Raw genomic sequence first — 18,992 nt, 5'->3', positions numbered from 1 at the left:
CCCGCGGGGGCCCGGCGCGTGTCGTGGTTCTGGCGGTGTATCCCACGGCGGGCGTGCGGTACCGGGGGGGGGTGTTTGTTTGCCCCGTACCGGCGCCGGTACGGGCGAACGCTCCCGTGTGCCACCGGTGCGCCAGAGCGGAGGAATTCCGTCGCCGGTGCGGCATCGGCACGCCCACAGCCCACGGCCTGGCCTCGGTGAGTACGGTCAGTCGGGCCGCAACCGGCGTCCGGATCAACCGCGGTGGTTGTCGATCAACTCGTAGTGGGCCGGAGCCCTGGATCACGCCCGCAGGCTGGCGTGATCGCCCAACGGATCCGGGTCGGGGGACAGTGGTCGGCCGGCCACGGCAGTCGCGAGTTCCTCGGCCATCGGAGCGTCCGACTCCAGGTCTCCGCCTCACGCTGCGCCGAAGTGAACCGCCCCGGGCTCGGGGAGGGGGAATCGTGCTGGTGGACGAGGACACCAAGGTGTCCGCCGTGCCGGGGTGCCGGGGACGTCGGGCCGGTATCAACAGTGGAGCGGCCGGCGGACGCGGCGGGCGAAGGGCGGGACGGTGGGATCGGGATCAGTCTGTGCACGGGCCCCGGATCCAGCAGCTCCGCCAGGCGCCGAGTCCTACGCCGACGTCGACGTCGGACTCGAGGAAGGCGGTGGAGCCGGCTGCCGGATCCGGCCCCGCACGTCCGGTCGGCCGGGCCATCGGCGCCCCTGTCCGTCCTGTCGACGACCCTGTCGGCGGCCTTCTCCCCCCCGTACGCGCACAGCGCGGTACTGCATGACGGCGTGGCAGCCGTGTCGATGCGGCCCTCTTGTGAAGTCACGCAGACCGGACCGGTGGATGCAGACGAGCGGCCTCCGGACAGGGCCGACGGGTCCCGTCGAGAACCCGAGGTCAGTCGGTCGGTGGATCAGAACCCGCCGGAAGACACTCATGGGCAGGAACTGCCTGATCAAGGCTGGGACAGACTCGGCCGACGCCTTGGTTGTCGGCCGGTTCAACAAGGAGGCGGCCGAGAAGATCGCGGTCCCTGTCGTCGGCGCCGTGTTGGTCCTCAGCGCGGGCTACACCTTGATCCTGACCAGGACGGGGTCGTGGCGGAGGTGACGGACACGACGTGCATGTCCGCCCGGGAGAAGAGACTCGGAACAGCCACGGCCGGGGAACTGCCCTCGCTGACCGTGTGAGGGCTCATCTGCCCCGGCAATCCGGCCGCTGCCCCTACCGGTGGCGGCGGCCGGGCTCGTCCCACGAAGGCGCCGCAGGAATCACACCTCCGGCGTCCTCGCACGCACGGCCATTGTGTCGTCCACGGTCCAACCGTGATTCTGGATCAAATTCGCACGGCGAGTCGACCTTCGTCACCACCAGAAACATCTCCTCGACCTCCACGCCGGTCCCCGAGAAGAGAAGGTCCACTACACGCAATCCATCACTCCGAGGTCATGCCCACCACCCGAGCGTGGTCGGCACGGACTCCTCGATCAGCGACAGACCTCCGGTCAGTGGCGGCCTCGGCCGCCGCCCGGGGGTGCGGGCGGAAGTCGTCGCGGCTGCACCGCTACTACCGCTGCCGTCCTGCGAGCGTCCGGTGGCGGGGCGGCGGGTACGGCTGGACCCGAGGGCACGTCGTCCCGTGCGCAGGGACGACCGGCCCCCGCAGGGCCGGTTGTCCGAGGATCCGTCACATCGTCTTCCGGCTCGGTCAAATGTCTCACCGGACACGAATATCCGCAGGTCGTTACCTCACGAACGCCCCCGGGGTGCCCCTCTCCGGCCGTCCCTCCACAGGGCCGGATCCATGTCCATGGCCTGCGTCACCGCAGGTGGAGCGGGACTCCTTCGACCACGGGGTGGGACCTGGCCACCGTCACGTGTTCGCTCCGCGAGCTGCGACGGACCAGCGGTCGAGCACTTCGCCGTCCTCGATGACGACGAGTTCATCCGCCAGGTTGACCGCTGTACAGACGTGGTTGGGGACGACTGTGAGAACGCGGCCGAGAGCGGGTACTCCGTGTCCTTCCGCCGGCCGGACGACCGCATGGTGTTCCCACAGTCCAGTGACCGTCGCCTTCGGGTACTGCAGCAGGAACCCCCGACCCGACACCCAGGGAGACCGGTCAGCGCCCAGCACCTTGGTGCCGACGTCCAGGACGAACCGGTCATGAGCGGGCACGCTGATCACGGTCGCCGTCGCCATCAGAGCCAGGTCGTCGACGGAGCAGGTCCCGATCGCGTGCTGTGTGGCGTCGTTGAAGACGTAGACGCCGGGGCGCAGCTCATTGACGACTCCGGGCCGCCAGGCACCTGCGGTGGGGGTGGAGCCGCCGCTGACGACAGGGGACTCCACGCCTTCCTCCCGCAGCGACCCCACTGCCTCCGCCAGGACTCGCTCCTCGTCCCGCGCGGCGCGTTCGCGGGCTCCGGGGTCGTGGCCGTAGCCGTGTCCGGGAAAGGTGAACACTCCTGCCACGCGAAGCCCGGCAGTGTGCGCCGCCCTGGTCAGCTCCCCGGCCCTGGAGGGGGACACCCCCGTTCGGCCGATACCGCAGTCCACCTCCACGAGGACCTCCACGGACCCGGCGGCACCGCCCAGTGCCTGCCCCAGTCGGCGCGCACCCTCGACCGAGTCGACGGCCAGCCTCAGCGCCGCACGCTCTGCCACCCTCCGCAGCCGACGCCCCTTCGCCTCGTCGATCCACATCGGGGTCGCCACGAACAGGTCCTCGCACCCGGCGGCGACGAATACTTCGGCCTCGGCGAGGGTTGCGACCGTCAGACCCTCTGCACCGGCAACCAACTGCCGCCGTGCCACCTGTGGGCACTTGTGGGCCTTGGCGTGCGGACGCAGGGCGAATCCGCCCGCCCGCGCGGCGGCCTGCATGCGTGCGATGTTGCCGTCGAGCGCGGCGAGGTCCACCACGAGCGACGGTGTCGTCAGCCCCTCGGGGAGCCTCATCCGCCTTGCCGCCTTTCCTCGCGCGCGCCGACGTTCTGCCGCAGCAGTTGCAGGCGGTGACGACCCTCCTCCTTCAGACGCAGTGACGGATCGTGCGAAAGCTTCTCGAGCATCAGGGTCCGCCGGAGATTCGGTGGGACCGTCCGCGGCTCGTGATGGCCGCCGGGACGTGGGACGGTCCGTACGGGGAGCTGTGTGCCGCGGTCAGGGGCGTCGGCCTTGCGCCCTGCGGCATGCGGCGGGGCTGGCCGGGTGTCGACGGGCACAGGGCCGGTGGTGGCGAGCTGGCCGGCGGACAGGCGTTTGCGGACGTCCGCAGCCGTTGCGGGTGCGATACCCGCGAGCCGGGCGACCGTACGCAGCGAGGCGTTCGGGTCGCCGGTGATCAGGTCGGCTGCGCGGCGGCGGCCAACAGCGGGGTCGAGCGGTCGTGTGCGTCCGTCGCGGCCGGTGCGGGTGTTCCAGTGCGCCTCCGGGGTTGAGCGGTGTCGCTGGGTGGCGACGGTCCTGGCACCGAGGCCGGGCACCTGGGCGATCGCACGGTCCGACAGCTGCGGGTGCGACGCCAGAATCCTGGTGCCGGCGGCGCGCCGGTCGGCCGGCGAGAGCGCCAGGCCATGCCGACCGTCGATCCCGACCGCGTGCAGGAAGGATTCGTGCGCCGTGACGTCGAAGAGCTCCACCTCGACTGCCGCCCGCCCCTTTCCGCGGGCCGCTTCGAGCCGGTGCGTCCCGTCGGCAACCCGCAGGTCCGAGCGTCTCGCCAGGATCGGCGGCAACGCTTCTTCCTGGCCGGCCGACGGAGCAACGTGCTCCTGGTCGAGCCCGCGGCTACGTGGGGACTCCCCCGGCAGGAGGGACGTGATCGGAAGGGTGGTCGTCATCCGACCGTGACGCTCCACCGGGTCGCCCTGGCACGTTCCGGGCAGCGCGGGCGCGAAGGTTCTGCCAGGTTGGTAAGACATCCGATTCCCCGATCCACGCAGGGGTGACGGAGCACCTGGCCTCGGCCGGTTCCCGTCGCCCCGCCCGAAAGCTCCGACGAGAACACCCGATCGTAGGCATGTACGTTCAGCCGACACCAAAGGACGAGGCACCGCCCAAGGCACTGCCGCCTACCGCGCCACCGGTTCAACTTGCCCCCGCCCGGGCCGCCGTCAGCCGAGGAACAGCGGCAGGCGCGCGCCGAGCGGGCCGAGGGTCGCCGTTTCGGCGGGGGTCGCGCTCCGGCGCCCCGTGCCGATCAACAGGGCGTCCGTGTCCGGGAGTCCGGATGGGAAGGCCGCCCCGGCGATGCGTTCCAGCAGTCGGCGGGACGCGGCCGCGCCCTCGGCGGGCGGGCCCGGAACGTGTGGGAGATGGGCGACCAGGTCCAGGTGGTGCAGCGTCCACTCCAGGACGTACGCGTCCAGGTAGTCACCGGCCGTCAGGACCTGGCCCTGGGTGGACACCCGCAGGCGCGGGTCGGCCAGTCGGGCGGCGCGCCCCGCCGCGCGGCCCACGTCCTCCAGATGGAACCGCAGCAGGGCCGGGTCCCCGTAGGCGGCGGCGAGCCGTACCGTGAGCGCGTCCAACGGATCCTGTCCGTCCGGTGGTTCGGACGAGACCTGCCAGTACGACGCCGCGTCACGGGTCGGTTCCGCCCCGGCCGGGGTGACCAGCGTGATCAGCACGTCCTGGGCGTCGATCACCAGATGACAGACCAAATCTCGCACCAGCCAGCCCGCACACCCCGACGGCGCCCGGAAGTCCTCCGGCGCGAGCGCGTCCACCGCCGACCGCAGCGCGGCCCATGACGGTTCGAAGAGTCCCACCCCGGCAAGCTACCACCGCCCGCCGCCCACCGGACGGCCGCGGGATCGACGCCTGTGGGCTGCGGCCACTCCCCCGCGCCGCATCCCGGCGGGGTGCCGGGACCTCGGTGCCGGGACGTAGGGCCGTGGCCCGACGACCCCGGACCCGAGTCCGCCGGGCCGGGAACGCCAGCAGGGATCAAGAAAGCCATGGCGGCAGGCATCGACACCGCACGGACGGCGGCGCCGCTGCACCAGGTCACCCAGGCTTCCTCGGGGCCGGTCGTGCGGCGCCGGTCGTGCGGAGCCGGTCGTGCGGGGCCGGTCGTGCTCGACCCGGGCCTGCGGACCCGGCACCGAAGCCGCCGCGGATGCAGGCGGCGCCGGCTTCCACGCCACCGACGGCGATGCGAGCGGCCTGCAGTGCGGGCATCCTCAGGAGTCCCTCGCTGCACACGCGCAGGCAGTCGAGTTCGGCGGGCACCGAGACCAGGCCCCGGCCGAGCGCCTGCCACAGTCCGGCAGTGGCAATGCCCGGCCACGCGCCTCCAGGACGGACGACGCCCACCCGGACCGGCAGGCGCTCGCCCGGCAGTCCGCTGCGCAGGGCTTCGCCGAAGCCCCGGACAACGACCCTGCCGGCGCAGTAGGCCGACAGGGTGGGCTGCGCCAGGGAGCCGTCGAGACTGGAGAGGCTGACCACGTGCCCCTCGCCGGAGGCGATCAGGTGGGCCAGGACGCCCTGGCACCGCGGGCGACGCCGAACAGGTCGACCGCGAGCGTCCGGCCGCAGACCTCTCGGTCCGCCACCTCGACCGGGCCGCCGCCGGGGATTCCGGCGTTGTCGCAGATCCGGTGGACGACCCCGTGGTGCGCGGCAACGGCCCCGGCGTACCGGATGGTGACCCGCCCACCGGTACGGCCGTCCGCGGAGGCACGCCGCACTGGTCGGTGCTCACCGGTTCGCCCCCGGCAGGTTGCGGCTGCACGGGCAGTGCGGGTGGCCGCACAGGCAGAGCAGGACAGCGGCGCGGGAACCGTCCCGCAGACCGCCCGGGCAGCCGTGGTGGACTCCGAACAGACACTCCGCGCTGACGTAGCGCCCGCCCTTGCGGGTGTCGAGCTCGACAACGACGCCCTGCGGCGGGTGCGGGCGAGCAATCGCGGCGCTCGCACCGCCCGCCCGCGTGACGGCAGAGCGTGCGGCGGGTGCGGGCGCGCACCGGGCGGGTGGTGCCAGCGGGTGCGCGGTGCGGCGGTCCGCGCGACAGGTGACCGTGTCACGCCGGTCGGGCGGCGGCTCGGCAGCGCGGGGGTGTCGGCGGGAGGGGTGCGCGGGGCGGAACGGGTCGGTCATGGCCCACACCGTAGAAGTGGAGACCGTTCGTCAACGCACGGATTGCTCGGGATTTCTCCCGGACCCGTCGCGGGTTGCACAGGCCGCTCGGGCCGCTCACACGCGGGTGAGCGCGGCGCGGGCGCGCGCCATCAGCCGGTGCGCCGGCGGCCCGTGCACGGCGGCGGCGTGCAGTTTCGCCCACACCTTGCGGTACAGGTCGATTTCGGAGCGGTCGTCGAGCCACATCTCGGTACTCCACGTCTCGACGATCGCCAGCCGGTCGTCGAAGATCCAGAATCCGTGTTTGGGGACCACGGTCACCGGAGCGCCCAGGGGCACGATGCCGAGTTCCACGCTGGGCAGGCCCAACAGGCCCACGAGGCGGTCCAGTTGCGCGGCCAGGACGTCGGGCGGGCAGATCCGCACGTACAGCGCGGCCTCGGCCATCAGGAACCGGAACCGCTTGCCGGGCCGGTGGAGCGCCTCCTGGCGGCGCATACGCGCCCGCACGCCCTCGTCGATGTCCCGCAGGCTCCCGTGCAGTTCGCCGGCGTGGGTGAGGACGTGGCGAGCGTACTCGGGGATCTGGAACAGGCCGGGCACGATACCCGGCTCGTAACCGGTGGTCACCGTGGTCTCGCGGCTGTGCCGGACCCCGACCTCCTGACGGGCACGGTGACCGCCGGCGAGCAGCCGCTTCCACGTCCGGTAGCGCGACTCCAGACCCTGGAGACGGCCCTTCAGCTCGCCCTCCGACTCCGGGCGGCCCACCGCCAGCGCCCACGCCCGCAGGTCCGCGGGCGTCGCGGTCTGCCTGCCGTTCTCCAGTTTGGAGACCTTCGACGCCGGCCAGCCCAGCCTGGCCGCCAGGTCCCGGCCGTTCACCCCGGCCTCGGTGCGCAGCTCACGCAGACGGACACCGAGGCAGAGGCGGGCCTGCTGGAAGTCGGTGCTCACACGCCGGAGAGTACCCCGGCCGCGAAGTCCCGTGCCGGAACGGCGAAGTGCCGCGCCGTGTCGCGGGCCCGGCAGGCCGCCGGGCCCGCCCGGGCTGCTCGGTGATCCCCGCACCGAGCGTGTTGCCGGCGTCGTCGAAACGGAGCCGTGCCGGGGTCCTGAAACCGAACCGCCGGCGGTCACCGCGCGGGAGAGCCGGCTGTGTCCTGCACGGCTACTCCGTCGGCGCGAAACGGGCCAGCAGTTCCCTGGGCACGACGACGAAGCTCTCGCCGGGAAGCACGTCGCGCAGCTGGGCCAGGGCCTCGGGGTCGGTGAGGAGCGCGCCCTGGACGACGATGTCGCCGTTCTCGGTCTCGTACAGCGCGGGGCAGTTTCCGCTGTCGCTGGCGCTGCCGAGGAAGGTGAGTCTCACGATGGGTCTCCCCCGTTGCCGGGTAACGCCAGGACGGCCGGTGCGAGGTGTCGACCGGGACCGGCGGGTCGTGGTCCGCAGGAATTGCTTCGCACGGTGGTGGCCAGGACGCCGGCCTGCCCCGATCCGGCCGCACCGCGGGAAGAGAGCCGCACTGCCGGAGGCCCGGGTGAGGGCGGCGCGAGCGCCCGGGCACAGCATCCGGTGGACCTCGCGGAGTGCCCCGCCCCAGTCCCCGGCCGGGCCTGGCGCGTCGATACGCGCACCAGCGCGTCGGCGCCTCCGGTGACCGGCCTCCACCCGCAGTACCCCGGAGGTGGCGCCGTGCTCGCACCGCACTGGACGAGGTGGTCACGGAAACGGTTCGGCGCGGCGGGCGCCCGGGACCGGGCGCGTCCGAGCACCTGCCGGATGAGGCCCTGGCCGGCGCTGCCGCCGGTGATCGTCGCGGCGATACAGGTCTGCACGCCGGGTGCACGAAGGCGGGCGGCCCGCAGCTCGTCGGGATCGCTCCACGGGAACTGCGCCGACTCGCAAGAGGTGTTGGGGACGGCGGGTGCGTTCGGGCAGCTCGCGGACAGGGTGAGCGAGGCCTCGGAGCGGCTGCAGGGGCCCCGGGGCCAGACGCTCTCCGGGCGCAGCACCGTACCTTGCCGGGCGTGGTACTCGCTCGTGCACGCAACGGCCCGTAGGGAGGACCGGGCTTCGTCGGTGGGTCCGTCGTTGGTGCAGGCGGCCAGGAGTGTCGTGGTCGCGAGGGCCGCGAGAAGGGCCGGTACGGTGCGGTGGCTCATCGCTCTCCCGCGGCGGTCGGGTGCGGTGGTGGTGCGGGGCACGGCCTCCTGGTGGCCGCACCCCGCACCGGCACTGCTTGGCGTTGCGGACCTCGAAGCAGCACTCCGGCGCACTCGCGGTGGCCCGGTGCGTGCTGGTCCGGCAGTTGGCGCAGGTACGGAAGACACGGACGCCGGAGCGGCTGTCGACAGGGCCGTCGCGGTGGCTGACGGTCGTCCACCCCGGGACGTTCACGGTGACGGTCTCCGCCCTCGTGACGGACGCCGACACCGACGGGCCGGGCTCGGCCGGGACCCCGGCCGTGGCCGTCGGGACCGGCGTCGCGCTCCTGATGCGGGCGACCGCCCGGACGATCGGGGCCCCGGAGCCGCTCGAGTCGCTGCCGCTGCCGCTCGCACCCCACTCCCGGCCGGTCTGCTCGTAGCAGCGGTCGGTCACGGGCTCCCAGTAGTCGCCGGACCGGCCCGGATCCGCTCCGGCGGCGCCCGCCACGACAGTTCCCATCACCGAAGCCGCGAAAGCGCCGGCCAACAAGCCGGCGACGGCCTTCTTCGTCACTGGTCATCCCCTCCTGGTGCTGACGCGTCGAATGCGTCGGCCACGCAGACCGATCGCGTTTCTGCCCGAGAGCCGGCACGCGGATTGCCGGCCTGCCGCGCCGATGCGATCAACACGTGGGCGTACCCCAGGAACTCGGACTCCGGGCCGACCGCCACTCAATGGGTGGCGACACGACAAGCAAACCAGAGAGCAGCCGAGCCGACGGACTGTCCGAGGGAGAAACGAACCTTCGACCTGATGTCCCCCCGAAAGCCTGCCTGCGCTCCCGCCGACCGGAGGCGATCGCCGGCCGACCGGGGGATTCACGGACACCGGGACGTGTGCCAGGAACCCGCCACCTCGCCGACCTCTGCAGGTGCCGGATCGATCCCGGTGTCCCCGTCGGCCGGTCCGGCACCGGTGGACCCCGGGGCGGGCCGACGGACAGTCGCACCGGCTCGGGACACGGACCCGCCGGCGGACAGTCGCACCGGCTCGGGACACCGACCCACCGGCGGACAGCCGCACCGGCTCGGGACACCGACCCGCCGGCGGACAGCCGCACCGGCTCGGGATCCCCGCGGACGGCGCCCCCTCCACGGCCGATGCCCGTCCACCGACGCACATCCGGAAACGCGGGAACCGCTCGACCACCGGGCCGGCCGGCCCGCCTCCGGTAACCGCCGCCCACCCCGCCTGAGCGGCCACCGGTCGCCCGGGGCAGCAGTGGCCGGCCCCGGCCGGGCGTCCAGCCGATGCCCGGCCGGGGCCGGGGTGCTCGGGCCGGCGGACGGGATCGCGACCACTCGTCGGACCACCGCCGCAGGAACTCCCGGCAAGAGGTCCCGCCAAGGCGTCGGATGCGGCGGTGGGTGATCGAGCAGGGCTGGGGCCCGGCGCCTCCGGAGGCGGTCGACGACGGCCGGAAGGGGTGGCCCTCCCGCACCGGAGAGTCCGGCCGAGGACCTGCCCGGCGGGGTCGCGAAGGCGACGCGGCCCCGAGGCGGCCGTACGGCCCCGCAGGCCCGACGGACACCTCACCGCCGAGTTCCACGGCTTCGCCGCAGGCGCTTCCCGCACTCCCCTGCCGACCGCGACCCCGGGAGCGTCCGGGGCATCGAAGAGTGCCCGTCGACGGCGATTCCGGGCGGCTGCTGTGAACGTCCGGACCAGGATGCGCCGGACAGCGAGCGTCGGTCGCGGCGCGGTACCCGGAGTCGGCCTTCCGAGCCGCCGGACCCCGCGCAAAAGTCGCCCGCCACCGCGCGGGCGGCTCTCCCGGTGCATCGGCGGGCGGGAGCGCGGATGAGTATTCGGTGAGTATTCCCTGTTGCATTTTTTCAAATTGCCGACTCCCGAGGCCCGGCCGGGGCGGGACCAAAGTCCCCTCTTGATTTCATAAGATCGCCCGGGCGATTTTGTTCTTGCATTCCACGAGACCGGTCGGCAAGGTGTTTGGAATGTATTCGGATCTTGTTCCAGATGAATTGTGGGAGCGGGTTCTCCCGCTGCTGCCCCCTGTCGAACCCAAGCGCTACGGGCGGCCGCGCACCTCCGACCGCACGGCCCTGGCCGGTGTCATGTACGTCCTGCGGACCGGAGTCCCGTGGGCCGAGGTCCCCGCCGAGACCGTGGGCTGCTCCGGAGTGACCGCCTGGCGCCGGTTGGGCGAGTGGACCGAGGCCGGCATCTGGCCCCGCCTGCATGGCGTCCTGGCAGCAGAACTGCGCGCCGACCGGCGACGCCCGGACCAGCGGGCCGCCCGCACGAACGGTCAGAAGGTCATACCCGGCCCCTGGAAGCGGAACCCGGACCAGCGGGCCGCCCCCACGAGCGGCCGCGGGATCGTCCCCGGCCCTCGGGAGTAGTGTCCGCGCGCAACGAATGCCGCGTCCGGGTCGCACACCCCGGGCGCACCGGCCCGCCGTCGTCGCCGCGGTCGGCCGCGGCGGCGACGGCGGGCCGGGCCCGCATCGCCGCCGGCACCCCGGGCACCAGGAGCCGGGGCGGCGCGGACGAATCCACCGATCGGCCGGCCTGCTCGAACCGTCCCTTCCCGCATCGATTCGACAACGCAGAAGTCCGATGAATCGGGCCGACGGCCCGCAGGCTAATACCACGCTCTATCGACACGCGGCGCGGCGCCTCCCGCCGCTTTCCGTATTCTCATACACCAAGGAATTATTGACCATGAGCCCGACCACCGGGTCGCCGGAACACATACCGAACGCGGCACGCACACGCACCGCCGCACAGCGCCGCGGTCTTCGGACCGCCGTGGCGACCGCCGTCGCCGCGGCACCGCTGACCGCCCTGCTGACGGCCAGTTCGGCCGACCCGTTGCCCGCCGGGCTGGGCCCCTGCTCCGGAACCCAGTGCCCCGCCACCTGGGAGCCGCCGAACAACAGCGCCTTCCTGGGCCGCGACGCCGGTATCAACATCTTCACCGGCGGCGACTTCAGTGCTGTCGGCCGCGTGGCCGAAGCCGAGGGCGGGATCGTCGTCCTGGGAAACGTGGACATCGACAAGAGCGGCAGCGGCAACTACCAGATGGGCGCCGTCGGGGTCGGCTCGCAGGTCCCGCCGCCCGACGCCGCTGACTTCCTCACCGTCGGCGGCAACGTCACCGCGGAATCCGGCAACAGGCTCCTGCTCGGTACCTCTGCCGCCTACGGCAACCTGCGCCGCGGCGGCGAGTCCGTCGGCGACGTCACCGTCGAACCCCCCGGCGAGTCGATCCCGGACCCCGACGCCACCGCGTCCTACCGCTCGCTGCGCACCTGGGTCGAGGACACCTCCGAGTGCGTCGGGAAAGCCGCCGCAACCGGCACCTCCACCCTCGGCACCGACGGCAAGGAGATGACCTTCGCCGGTGACGGAGCCAGCATGAAGCAGGTCTTCAACGTCACCCAGGACCTGGCCGGGGCCGACGGCTCCCAGATCGAACTCGTCTACGAGAACATCCCCGCCGGCGCCACCGTCGTGGTCAACATGCTCGGCGACAACCCGGTCATCAACACCTCGACCGGCACCGGCCAACCCGGCGACCGGACCTCCGACATGCGCTCCAGGCTCGTGTACAACTTCCCGACCGCAACGACCGTCCTGGCCGGCAAACCCGACAGCACCACCACCTTGTCCTCACCGGGCACGAACGGCCGGATCTACCTCGCCGGCAACCTCGTCCACACCAGCGACACCGGCGGCTACGAACTCCACAGCTACCCCTTCGACGGCGACCTCCCCGACTGCCCCGCATCACCCACCGCACCCGCCACGCCCACCAACTCGCCCACGCCCACCTCGACCACACCCACCACCAACCCGCCGTCACCCGCGTCCATCACACCCGCCACCAGCTCGCCGTCACCCACCGCCACGACACCCACCGGGCCGCGGAACGCCGACGCCGCGTCCGACATCGATCCGAGCCCGACCGCCGTCCGGACCGACGCCCAGGGCGAGTTGGCCCGCACCAGCATCGATCCGGACTCGGTGCTCTACGGCGTGACCGGTCTCGTCCTGATCGCCCTGGGCGTCACAGCCATGCTGTTCGCCTTCAAGCCCCGCCACGACCAGGAGCCCGAGCAAGCCGAGCAATCCGAGGAATGACGACCGGCTGCCCCGGCACCGTGCCCGCTCTCCCGCCACAGCGGGAGAGCGGGCACGTCGGGGTAGCGGGCCGACCCGGCCGGGCCGAGTCAGTGACGGCCGTCGAAGGCGACCTCGAAGGCATCCTGCCCGGCCCTCCGGCATCGCGTCACCGCCCCTGCCACCTCGAACGGGCCGACCAGGAGCACACACCCGCACAGCACGGCCGCCGTCGGCAGCGCCGGTCCGGCGGACCAGGCCGGGGCGGCCGCCACCGCCGCAACCGCCACGCCGCCGAACAGCGCACAGAGCACAGCGGTCTTCCCGTCGCCACGCCGGAGTGCCACGAGCACCGCCGCAGGACACGCTCGGAGCACCGCCCCCACCGCGTTGGGCGAAGGAGCGTCACTGCCGCTCTTCGTCGCCGCCGTCGGAACCTCCCGGGCCGGTCGGGCGAGTGGGTCGTCCCCACCTCCCGGCAGGCCCACGGCCCCGGGAGCCCGGGAGCGGCCACCGTTGCTGTTCACCACGTCACAGCCGGGCGCGCCCAAGGGGGGATCTACCGATCGTCCACGCGCCCCGGGCAGGGGCTGCCAGGGACGCCGACACGCGCGGTGCGGGCCGGCGCCGACGGACCCGCCGACAACCGGCGTCCGGAACCGGTCGGCCCGGCCCGCAGCACTCCGCACCGATCAGAAGGGACACCCACAGGCGCACAGTCCGCCGAGTCACGTGTCACCCGGCCCCGCCACCACCGACATCCACCGCCACCACTGCCCTGCCCCTCGGACGAGTCCCGCTACCGCCCCGGCGAGGGCGTCCGCATCCCCGGCACTGCGGCCCCGCGCCCGCACCTCCCGGAGGAGGCCGGCGCGGCGGCCGGCACCGCACCCGGCCCGCCGCCCCGCCGGACAGTTCTCACCGAAACACCCGTCACATCCCGTCGCATCCGATAGACATGGCCTGTCCCAGGCGATCCAGCCGGCGTGACGACACGTCCGGCCGCCTTCCCGAGACCGAGGGAACACCCGTGGCCGACACCACTGCCCCGCCCACCGAGCCGCTGCACTACGCGGTCGACCTCACCCCGGCCGATGTCCGGGCCATCCACGCCTTCCTGCGCGAGCAGATCCGCCCCCTGGAGGGGGACACCGCGTTCGGCAGCGCGGAACAGCGCGCCGCACGGGCACTGTCCAGTCTCGTGCGCACCGCGACCGCCCGCGCCGAGGCCACGCTCCAGCGCCTGACCGACGCCCCCGAGGACCGGCACCGCACGGACAACCTGAACAGCCTGCGCCAGAGCTGGCAGTCCCTGGTGGAAGCCGCCGAGGAATGGGCCGACACACCCGGCTTCGACCGCCGCCGCTGGCGCGAGGTCGACGCCGACCCCGCCGCCGCGGCCCTGCGCCATCGCCTGGTCGCCAAACAGCGGGCCGAATCCTCCGCCGACGCGAAGGCCTGACCCGCCACCGCCGTGCCGCCCCCGGCCCTGCCCCGGCCGGACGGGGGCGGCACAGGCCGGTGAACGGGCCCCGCCGGAAGAACGGAAGAAACCCCCGCACGCCCCCGGCGGCTCGACCACCCCGGGCCGGGACCGCCCCACGAACACCGGGGAGCGGGACCTGTCGTGCGGGTCGGACAAGGAATCGCCCCCCGCGCGTCCTCCCCGTCCCCGCCCGCCCCACCCGGCGACAGCCGGACCGCGATGAGAGCACCCCGCCGGACCGCGTTCGACCTCGCGGTGCGGCCACCCCCTCGCGGCCGCACCGACGGACGACTCCGGCCCCGCCGCGGTACGCGACAACGGCCCGGCCCCACACCACCGGCGGTCCCGCACCACAGGCAGGCGCGGGACACCTCCCGGGCACAGACTCTCGCCCCCCCGCACCCGGACCCACCCCCCGCACGCCGCGACACCACCGGCGAGCACCACCCCACCGAACCCACCACCGCCCGGCACCTGGTCATCCCGACCCCCGAGCACGCCGAGGACCGCGTCGCGGGAAGGGGCGTGACCGCCGGAAGGCCGAGGCGGTACCCGTTCGTGGATCCGGGCCTGGTGGAGTGGCCTTCCGGTCAACGAGCGTTCGGCTGCGGAGTTGGGATCTCGGGTTCTACGGTGTTCGCATCGACCTGACCGAATGTCAGGGTGTTCTCTGAGGGGTGAGTCCGATGGATGTTCCGCTGGCGGATGCGGTCGCTGCGGTGCGCGACGAACTGTTGGAGGCGGCCGCGCGGGCGGGGGACGACCCGGGGGTGGTGTTCGCGGTGGGGCCGGTGGAGATGGAGTTCGAGGTCGAGCTGCGCGCGGACGCGAAGGCGAAGGCCAAGTTCAAGCTGTGGGCGGTCGGCGCCGAGGCCGAGGCGGGCGTCTCCCGCGGCCGCACCCACCGGGTGTCCTTCACTCTGACCCCCAAGCGCGCCGACGGCACCGACCTGCTCGTCCACTCCGTACAGGAGCGCCCCGAGGGGCCCGGTGACGTGTCGGAGCGTATCCCGGACTGACGGACAGGCGGGCGGGTCCGGCGCGTACGGCCGGACCCGGGCAGGGCGGCGGGGAGTCCAGGGAGGGGCGGGGAGTGGAGCAGCTGCGCGTGGCCGGGGTGACGGGGCCGAAGGGCGCGGAGCCCGGATCGGAGTCTGGGTCGGGGTACGCCGTCGGGGGTCGTCTGGTGCTGACCTCCGCGCATGTCACCGGGTCGGCGGGGACCCGGGTGAAGGTGTTCCACCCCGGCGCCGATGGTGTTGCGGTCGGGACCGTGGTGTGGTCGGGGACGCCGCGCGGGCGCGACGACGCGGCACTGGTTCTCGTCGACGACTCACCGCACTGGCGGCCGCCGGCCGACCCCGTGGTGTGGGGGCGCCCGGACACGAAGCGTCCCGGTGCCGCGTGCGAGACGTGGGGTGTGCCGGACGAGGCCCAGCGCACGGGCCGCCCGGTCGAGGCCGCCCAGCTGTACGGGGAAGTGAACCCGGGCAGTGGGTTCGTCGGCAACCAGTACGTCATGGACCTGCACACCAACGGGGCCGGGTGGCTGGACAACGGCAGCTCGCCGTGGGGCGGCCTGTCGGGGGCGGCGGTGTTCTGCGACCGGTACCTGACCGGCGTCGTCGCCTCCGACCGGGCCAACTCCGCACACAGCCGCCTCAACGTCGTGCCCGCCTACGTCCTGCACCACGACCCCGCCTTCCGCACCGCCCTCACCAAGCACGGCGGCGGCCCTGCGGGCGGACTGGCGGCGGTGGAGTTCCAGGACGTCACCGACCCCACCGTCCACGCCGCCGTCCGGCGCGCCCCGGTCACACCGGCCGCCCTGCTGGAAGCCGGACGCCAGACCGTCCCCTTCCACGGCCGCGAGGACCTGCTCGCAGGACTGCGGGCCTGGTGCGACCAGGACGGGTTCGGGGCGTGGCTGCTGCACGGCCCGGGAGGGCAGGGCAAGACCCGGCTCGCCCACCACCTCGGCCACGAACTCACCCTCCAGGGCTGGACGGTGCTGTGGCCGCGCGCCGCTGCCCGCCCCGACCAGTTGCTGGAGCTGCGACGGACGGCGAAGCCGCTGCTGGTCGTCCTCGACTACGCCGAGACCCGCCCCGAACAACTCGGCTCCCTCGTCGAGGCCGCCGCCGAACACCCCGGCACCAGCCCCTTCAAACTCCTGCTCCTGGCCCGCACCGCCGGCGACTGGTGGCAGCAGGCCCGCGCGGGAAGCCAGCAGGCCGAGGAACTCCTCGCCGCCGCCCGCACCCGCCGCCTCGCACCGCTGGAGGACGACCCCGCCCGGCGTGTCGGCCACTACCACGACGCCGCCCGCGCCCTCGCCACCGCGCTCCCGTCCGTCGCGGGCCTCACCGAGCACACCTGGACCGCAGCTGCCGCAGCTGCCGCAGCCCTGACGCTGCCCCGGCAGCTGGCTCGGGACACCGCCTACGGGAACGCGCTCACCCTCCACATGACCGCCCTCGCCGATCTCCTCGATACCGCCCGCACCGAACCTGCAGGCAATGGCAACGGCAACGAGGACGAGGACGTGCAGGACGTCGAGGACCGGCTCCTCGGCCACGAAGCCCGCTACTGGCGCGACACCGCCGCCACCCGTGGCCTCACCCCCGCCGTCGGCATGAACACCCTGAGGACCGCGCTCGCCGCAGCGCATCTCACCGGCGCCACCGACGACGAAGGCGCCGATCTGCTGTGGCGGCGCCTGCCCGTTCTCGCGGACCAGCCCCGCGACCGCCGCGACCAGGTCACCGCCTGGCTCGCCACCCTCTACCCCTCCACCTCAAGCAGGGCCGACGGACCACCCTGGGGCGCCCTGCAGCCCGACCGTCTCGCCGAACGCCACATCGGCCGCACCCTCCTGGCCGTCCCCCGCCTGGCCGACCACCTCCTCGACGGCGCCGACGACGCCCAGAGCGCCCAGCTCCTCACCGTCTACAGCCGCGCCACCACCCACCCCGCCCTCCGCCAGCTCGACGGCCGGCTCACCGAACTCTGCGTCCGCCACCACAAGATTCTGGCCCCGCACATCATCACCACCGCCACCCGCACCGACCACCCCACACCCCTCATCACCGCCCTCGACACCCTCACCACCCACCCCGACACCACCCTCGACACCCTCACTACGGTTCACGGTCTGTTCCCCCGGACCAGCCATCGCCTCACCACCACCGCGGTCCGCCTCACCCACACCATCACCGGCCACTTCCGCACCCTGGCCGATGCGAACCCGGACGCCCACCTGCCCGACCTCGCCGCATCCCTCAACAACCTCTCCATCCGGCTCGGCGATGCCGGTCGGCGGGCGGAGGGCCTGGTTGCCGTCGAGGAAGCCGTCGCCATCCGCCGCGCGCTGGCCGACGCCAACCCGGACGCCTACCTGCCCGACCTCGCCACGTCCCTCAACAACCTCTCCGCCGACCTCGGTGAAATGGGCCGGCGGGCGGAGGGCCTGGCCGCGGTCGAGGAAGCCGTCGGCCACTACCGCACCCTCGCCCAAGCCAACCCGGACGCCCACCTGCCCCGCCTCGCTGGGGCCCTCAACAACCTCTCCGCCAACCTCGGTGAAATGGGCCGGCGGGCGGAGGGCCTGGTTGCCGTCGAGGAAGCCGTCGGCCACTACCGCACCCTCGCCGAGGCGAACCCGGACGCCCACCTGCCCGACCTCGCCACAGCCCTCAACAACCTCTCCAACCGGCTCGCCGACGCCGGCCGACAGGAGGAGGGCCTGGCCGCCGTCCAAGAAGCCGCCGGCCACTACCGTGCCCTGGCCGAGGCCAACCCGGACGCCCACCTGCCCGACCTCGCCACAGCCCTCAACAACCTCTCCGTCCGGCTCGCCGACGCCGACCGGCGGGCGGAGGGCCTGGCCGCGGTCGAGGAAGCCGTCGGCCACTACCGCACCCTCGCCCAAGCCAACCCGGACGCCCACCTGCCCCGCCTCGCTGGGGCCCTCAACAACCTCTCCGTCGACCTCGGTGAAATGGGCCGGTGGGAGGAGGGCCTGGTTGCCGTCGAGGAAGCCGTCGGCCACTACCGCACCCTCGCCCAAGCCAACCCGGACGCCCACCTGCCCGACCTCGCCATGGCGCTCAACAACCTCTCCAACCGGCTCGCCGATGTGGGCCGGCGGGAGGAGGGCCTGGCCGCCGTCCAGGAAGCCACCGGCCACTACCGCACCCTGGCCGAGGCGAACGCCGATCTCTTCGGACCAGCCTTGCAAGAGTCCTTGGACACTGCCGTCTGGCTTGAAGGACTCGAACCGTAGGCGGGAAAGGCGGCAACCGCCGATACTCCGGCACGAGGAATACGGCATGTACGGAATGACGCTCTCCGCCAGTCGGGGCCGATGGCTGGACCACCGTGCAGCGCAGGGCCTTCGCCAACGACCTCCAGCGCTCGCAGCTGATCGCCGTGTCCGCCGCCTCCAACCGGTCCAAGGGCGACAAGACCCCGGACGTGTGGCGCCCACCGGCCACCGGCTACTGGTGCGCGTACTCCCGCGCCTGGAGCGGCACCAAGCACGTCCACGTCCTCAGCATCACTGAGCCGGAGAAGGCGGCGCTGAACCAGCTGCCAGAGACCCGCGCGTGGCCACCGATGCGACCGGCCGGCGCGCCCTGTCTCCGGGTGGGTGGGCTGGTCCGGTCGAACTCGGCCTTCCCCTGCGCAGGCGACCGCGCGGGCCCTACGGTATTCGCATCGGTTGACGAACCGTCAGGAAAGGTGGGTGTGTGTCAGGTGGATGTTCCGCTGGCGGACGCAGTCGCGGCGGTGCGCGACGAACTGCTGGAAGCCGCCGCACGGGCAGTTGACGATCCGCGGGTGGTGTTCGCGGTCGGGCCGGTGGAGATGGAGTTCGAGGTCGAACTGCGTGCCGAGGCGAAGGCCGAGGTCGGCTTCAAGCTCTGGGCGGTCGGAGCGGAGACCGAGGCCGGCTTCTCCCGTGCCCGCACCCACCGGGTCTCCTTCACCCTCGCTCCCAAGCGCCCCGACGGCAGCGACCTGCTCGTCAGCTGCACCGCGCCGGGCCCTGAGGGCCCCGGCTACAGCACCGGGCGCATCGACGGCTGACAACCGGACCGTGGCCGGCCCCCTG

The 18,992-nt window shown here is 73.2% G+C and carries 15 protein-coding genes and 1 pseudogene; 8 read left to right on the top strand and 8 right to left on the bottom strand.

Going from position 1 to position 18,992, the window contains the following annotated elements; all coding sequences use genetic code 11:
- The first annotated feature begins 841 nt into the window (after positions 1-841).
- Complete coding sequence (locus ACIPYS_RS09855; RefSeq protein WP_400745189.1) at positions 842-1,108, top strand: hypothetical protein; 267 nt, start codon at positions 842-844, stop codon at positions 1,106-1,108.
- A 763-nt stretch (positions 1,109-1,871) separates the two neighbouring features.
- Here the strand turns inward: ACIPYS_RS09855 and ACIPYS_RS09850 are convergent.
- From ACIPYS_RS09850 to ACIPYS_RS09820, 7 genes are all read right to left on the bottom strand, one after another.
- Positions 1,872-2,960 (bottom strand): alanine racemase, encoded by a 1,089-nt coding sequence (locus tag ACIPYS_RS09850; RefSeq protein ID WP_400745187.1) that lies wholly within the window; start codon positions 2,958-2,960, stop codon positions 1,872-1,874.
- The gene (locus ACIPYS_RS09845) at positions 2,957-3,844 is read right to left on the bottom strand and encodes a transcriptional regulator (protein WP_400745185.1); all 888 of its coding nucleotides are present in this window, start codon (positions 3,842-3,844) and stop codon (positions 2,957-2,959) included. Before ACIPYS_RS09845 ends, ACIPYS_RS09850 begins: the two co-directional genes overlap by 4 nt.
- 273 nt (positions 3,845-4,117) lie before the next feature.
- Complete coding sequence (locus tag ACIPYS_RS09840; protein WP_400745183.1) at positions 4,118-4,774, bottom strand: maleylpyruvate isomerase N-terminal domain-containing protein; 657 nt, start codon at positions 4,772-4,774, stop codon at positions 4,118-4,120.
- A gap of 238 nt (positions 4,775-5,012) precedes the next feature.
- Positions 5,013-5,456, bottom strand: coding sequence for a hypothetical protein (locus tag ACIPYS_RS09835; protein ID WP_400745181.1), 444 nt, complete (start codon positions 5,454-5,456; stop codon positions 5,013-5,015).
- Positions 5,457-5,476: 20 nt separating this feature from the next.
- Positions 5,477-5,698, bottom strand: a complete 222-nt coding sequence (locus ACIPYS_RS09830; RefSeq protein ID WP_400745179.1) for a hypothetical protein — start codon at positions 5,696-5,698, stop codon at positions 5,477-5,479.
- A 508-nt stretch (positions 5,699-6,206) separates the two neighbouring features.
- Positions 6,207-7,049, bottom strand: coding sequence for a helix-turn-helix domain-containing protein (locus ACIPYS_RS09825; protein WP_400745177.1), 843 nt, complete (start codon positions 7,047-7,049; stop codon positions 6,207-6,209).
- Between the two features lie 214 nt (positions 7,050-7,263).
- Positions 7,264-7,464: a hypothetical protein gene (locus ACIPYS_RS09820; RefSeq protein ID WP_400745175.1), complete on the bottom strand. Its 201-nt coding sequence runs from the start codon at positions 7,462-7,464 to the stop codon at positions 7,264-7,266.
- A gap of 871 nt (positions 7,465-8,335) precedes the next feature.
- Between ACIPYS_RS09820 and ACIPYS_RS09815 the strand changes: the two genes are divergently transcribed.
- The 3 genes and pseudogenes from ACIPYS_RS09815 (at position 8,336) to ACIPYS_RS09805 (ending at position 12,411) form a co-directional block, all read left to right on the top strand.
- Positions 8,336-8,683 (top strand): hypothetical protein, encoded by a 348-nt coding sequence (locus ACIPYS_RS09815; protein WP_400745173.1) that lies wholly within the window; start codon positions 8,336-8,338, stop codon positions 8,681-8,683.
- Positions 8,684-10,259: 1,576 nt separating this feature from the next.
- Positions 10,260-10,529: pseudogene (locus tag ACIPYS_RS09810) on the top strand (transposase); the annotation flags it as partial.
- 547 nt (positions 10,530-11,076) lie between these two features.
- Positions 11,077-12,411 carry a choice-of-anchor A family protein gene (locus ACIPYS_RS09805; RefSeq protein ID WP_400745171.1) on the top strand — a complete coding sequence of 445 codons (1,335 nt, stop codon included), beginning with the start codon at positions 11,077-11,079 and terminating at the stop codon, positions 12,409-12,411.
- A gap of 89 nt (positions 12,412-12,500) precedes the next feature.
- On the opposite strand, the gene ACIPYS_RS09800 is transcribed toward ACIPYS_RS09805, so the two are convergent.
- Positions 12,501-12,743, bottom strand: a complete 243-nt coding sequence (locus ACIPYS_RS09800) for a hypothetical protein (RefSeq protein WP_400745169.1) — start codon at positions 12,741-12,743, stop codon at positions 12,501-12,503.
- A gap of 677 nt (positions 12,744-13,420) precedes the next feature.
- On the opposite strand from ACIPYS_RS09800, the gene ACIPYS_RS09795 reads away from it, so the two are divergent.
- The 4 genes from ACIPYS_RS09795 to ACIPYS_RS09780 all read left to right on the top strand — a co-directional run bounded on the left by ACIPYS_RS09795 (position 13,421) and on the right by ACIPYS_RS09780 (position 18,967).
- A complete protein-coding gene (locus ACIPYS_RS09795; RefSeq protein WP_400745166.1) occupies positions 13,421-13,852 on the top strand; it encodes a hypothetical protein in 432 nt (143 codons plus the stop codon).
- Positions 13,853-14,562: 710 nt separating this feature from the next.
- Positions 14,563-14,895: a trypco2 family protein gene (locus tag ACIPYS_RS09790; protein ID WP_400745164.1), complete on the top strand. Its 333-nt coding sequence runs from the start codon at positions 14,563-14,565 to the stop codon at positions 14,893-14,895.
- A 401-nt stretch (positions 14,896-15,296) separates the two neighbouring features.
- Positions 15,297-18,161, top strand: a complete 2,865-nt coding sequence (locus tag ACIPYS_RS09785; RefSeq protein WP_400745162.1) for a tetratricopeptide repeat protein — start codon at positions 15,297-15,299, stop codon at positions 18,159-18,161.
- Positions 18,162-18,634: 473 nt separating this feature from the next.
- On the top strand, positions 18,635-18,967 hold the full coding sequence (locus tag ACIPYS_RS09780; RefSeq protein ID WP_400745160.1) for a trypco2 family protein: 333 nt from the start codon (positions 18,635-18,637) through the stop codon (positions 18,965-18,967).
- Positions 18,968-18,992: the final 25 nt, after the last annotated feature.

This window comes from Kitasatospora sp. NPDC089913, from assembly GCF_044748625.1.
In the GTDB taxonomy this organism is placed as follows: Bacteria; Actinomycetota; Actinomycetes; order Streptomycetales; family Streptomycetaceae; genus Kitasatospora.
Note: the sequence above shows the minus strand (reverse complement) of the source record. Positions and strands in the feature narration are given on the sequence as shown.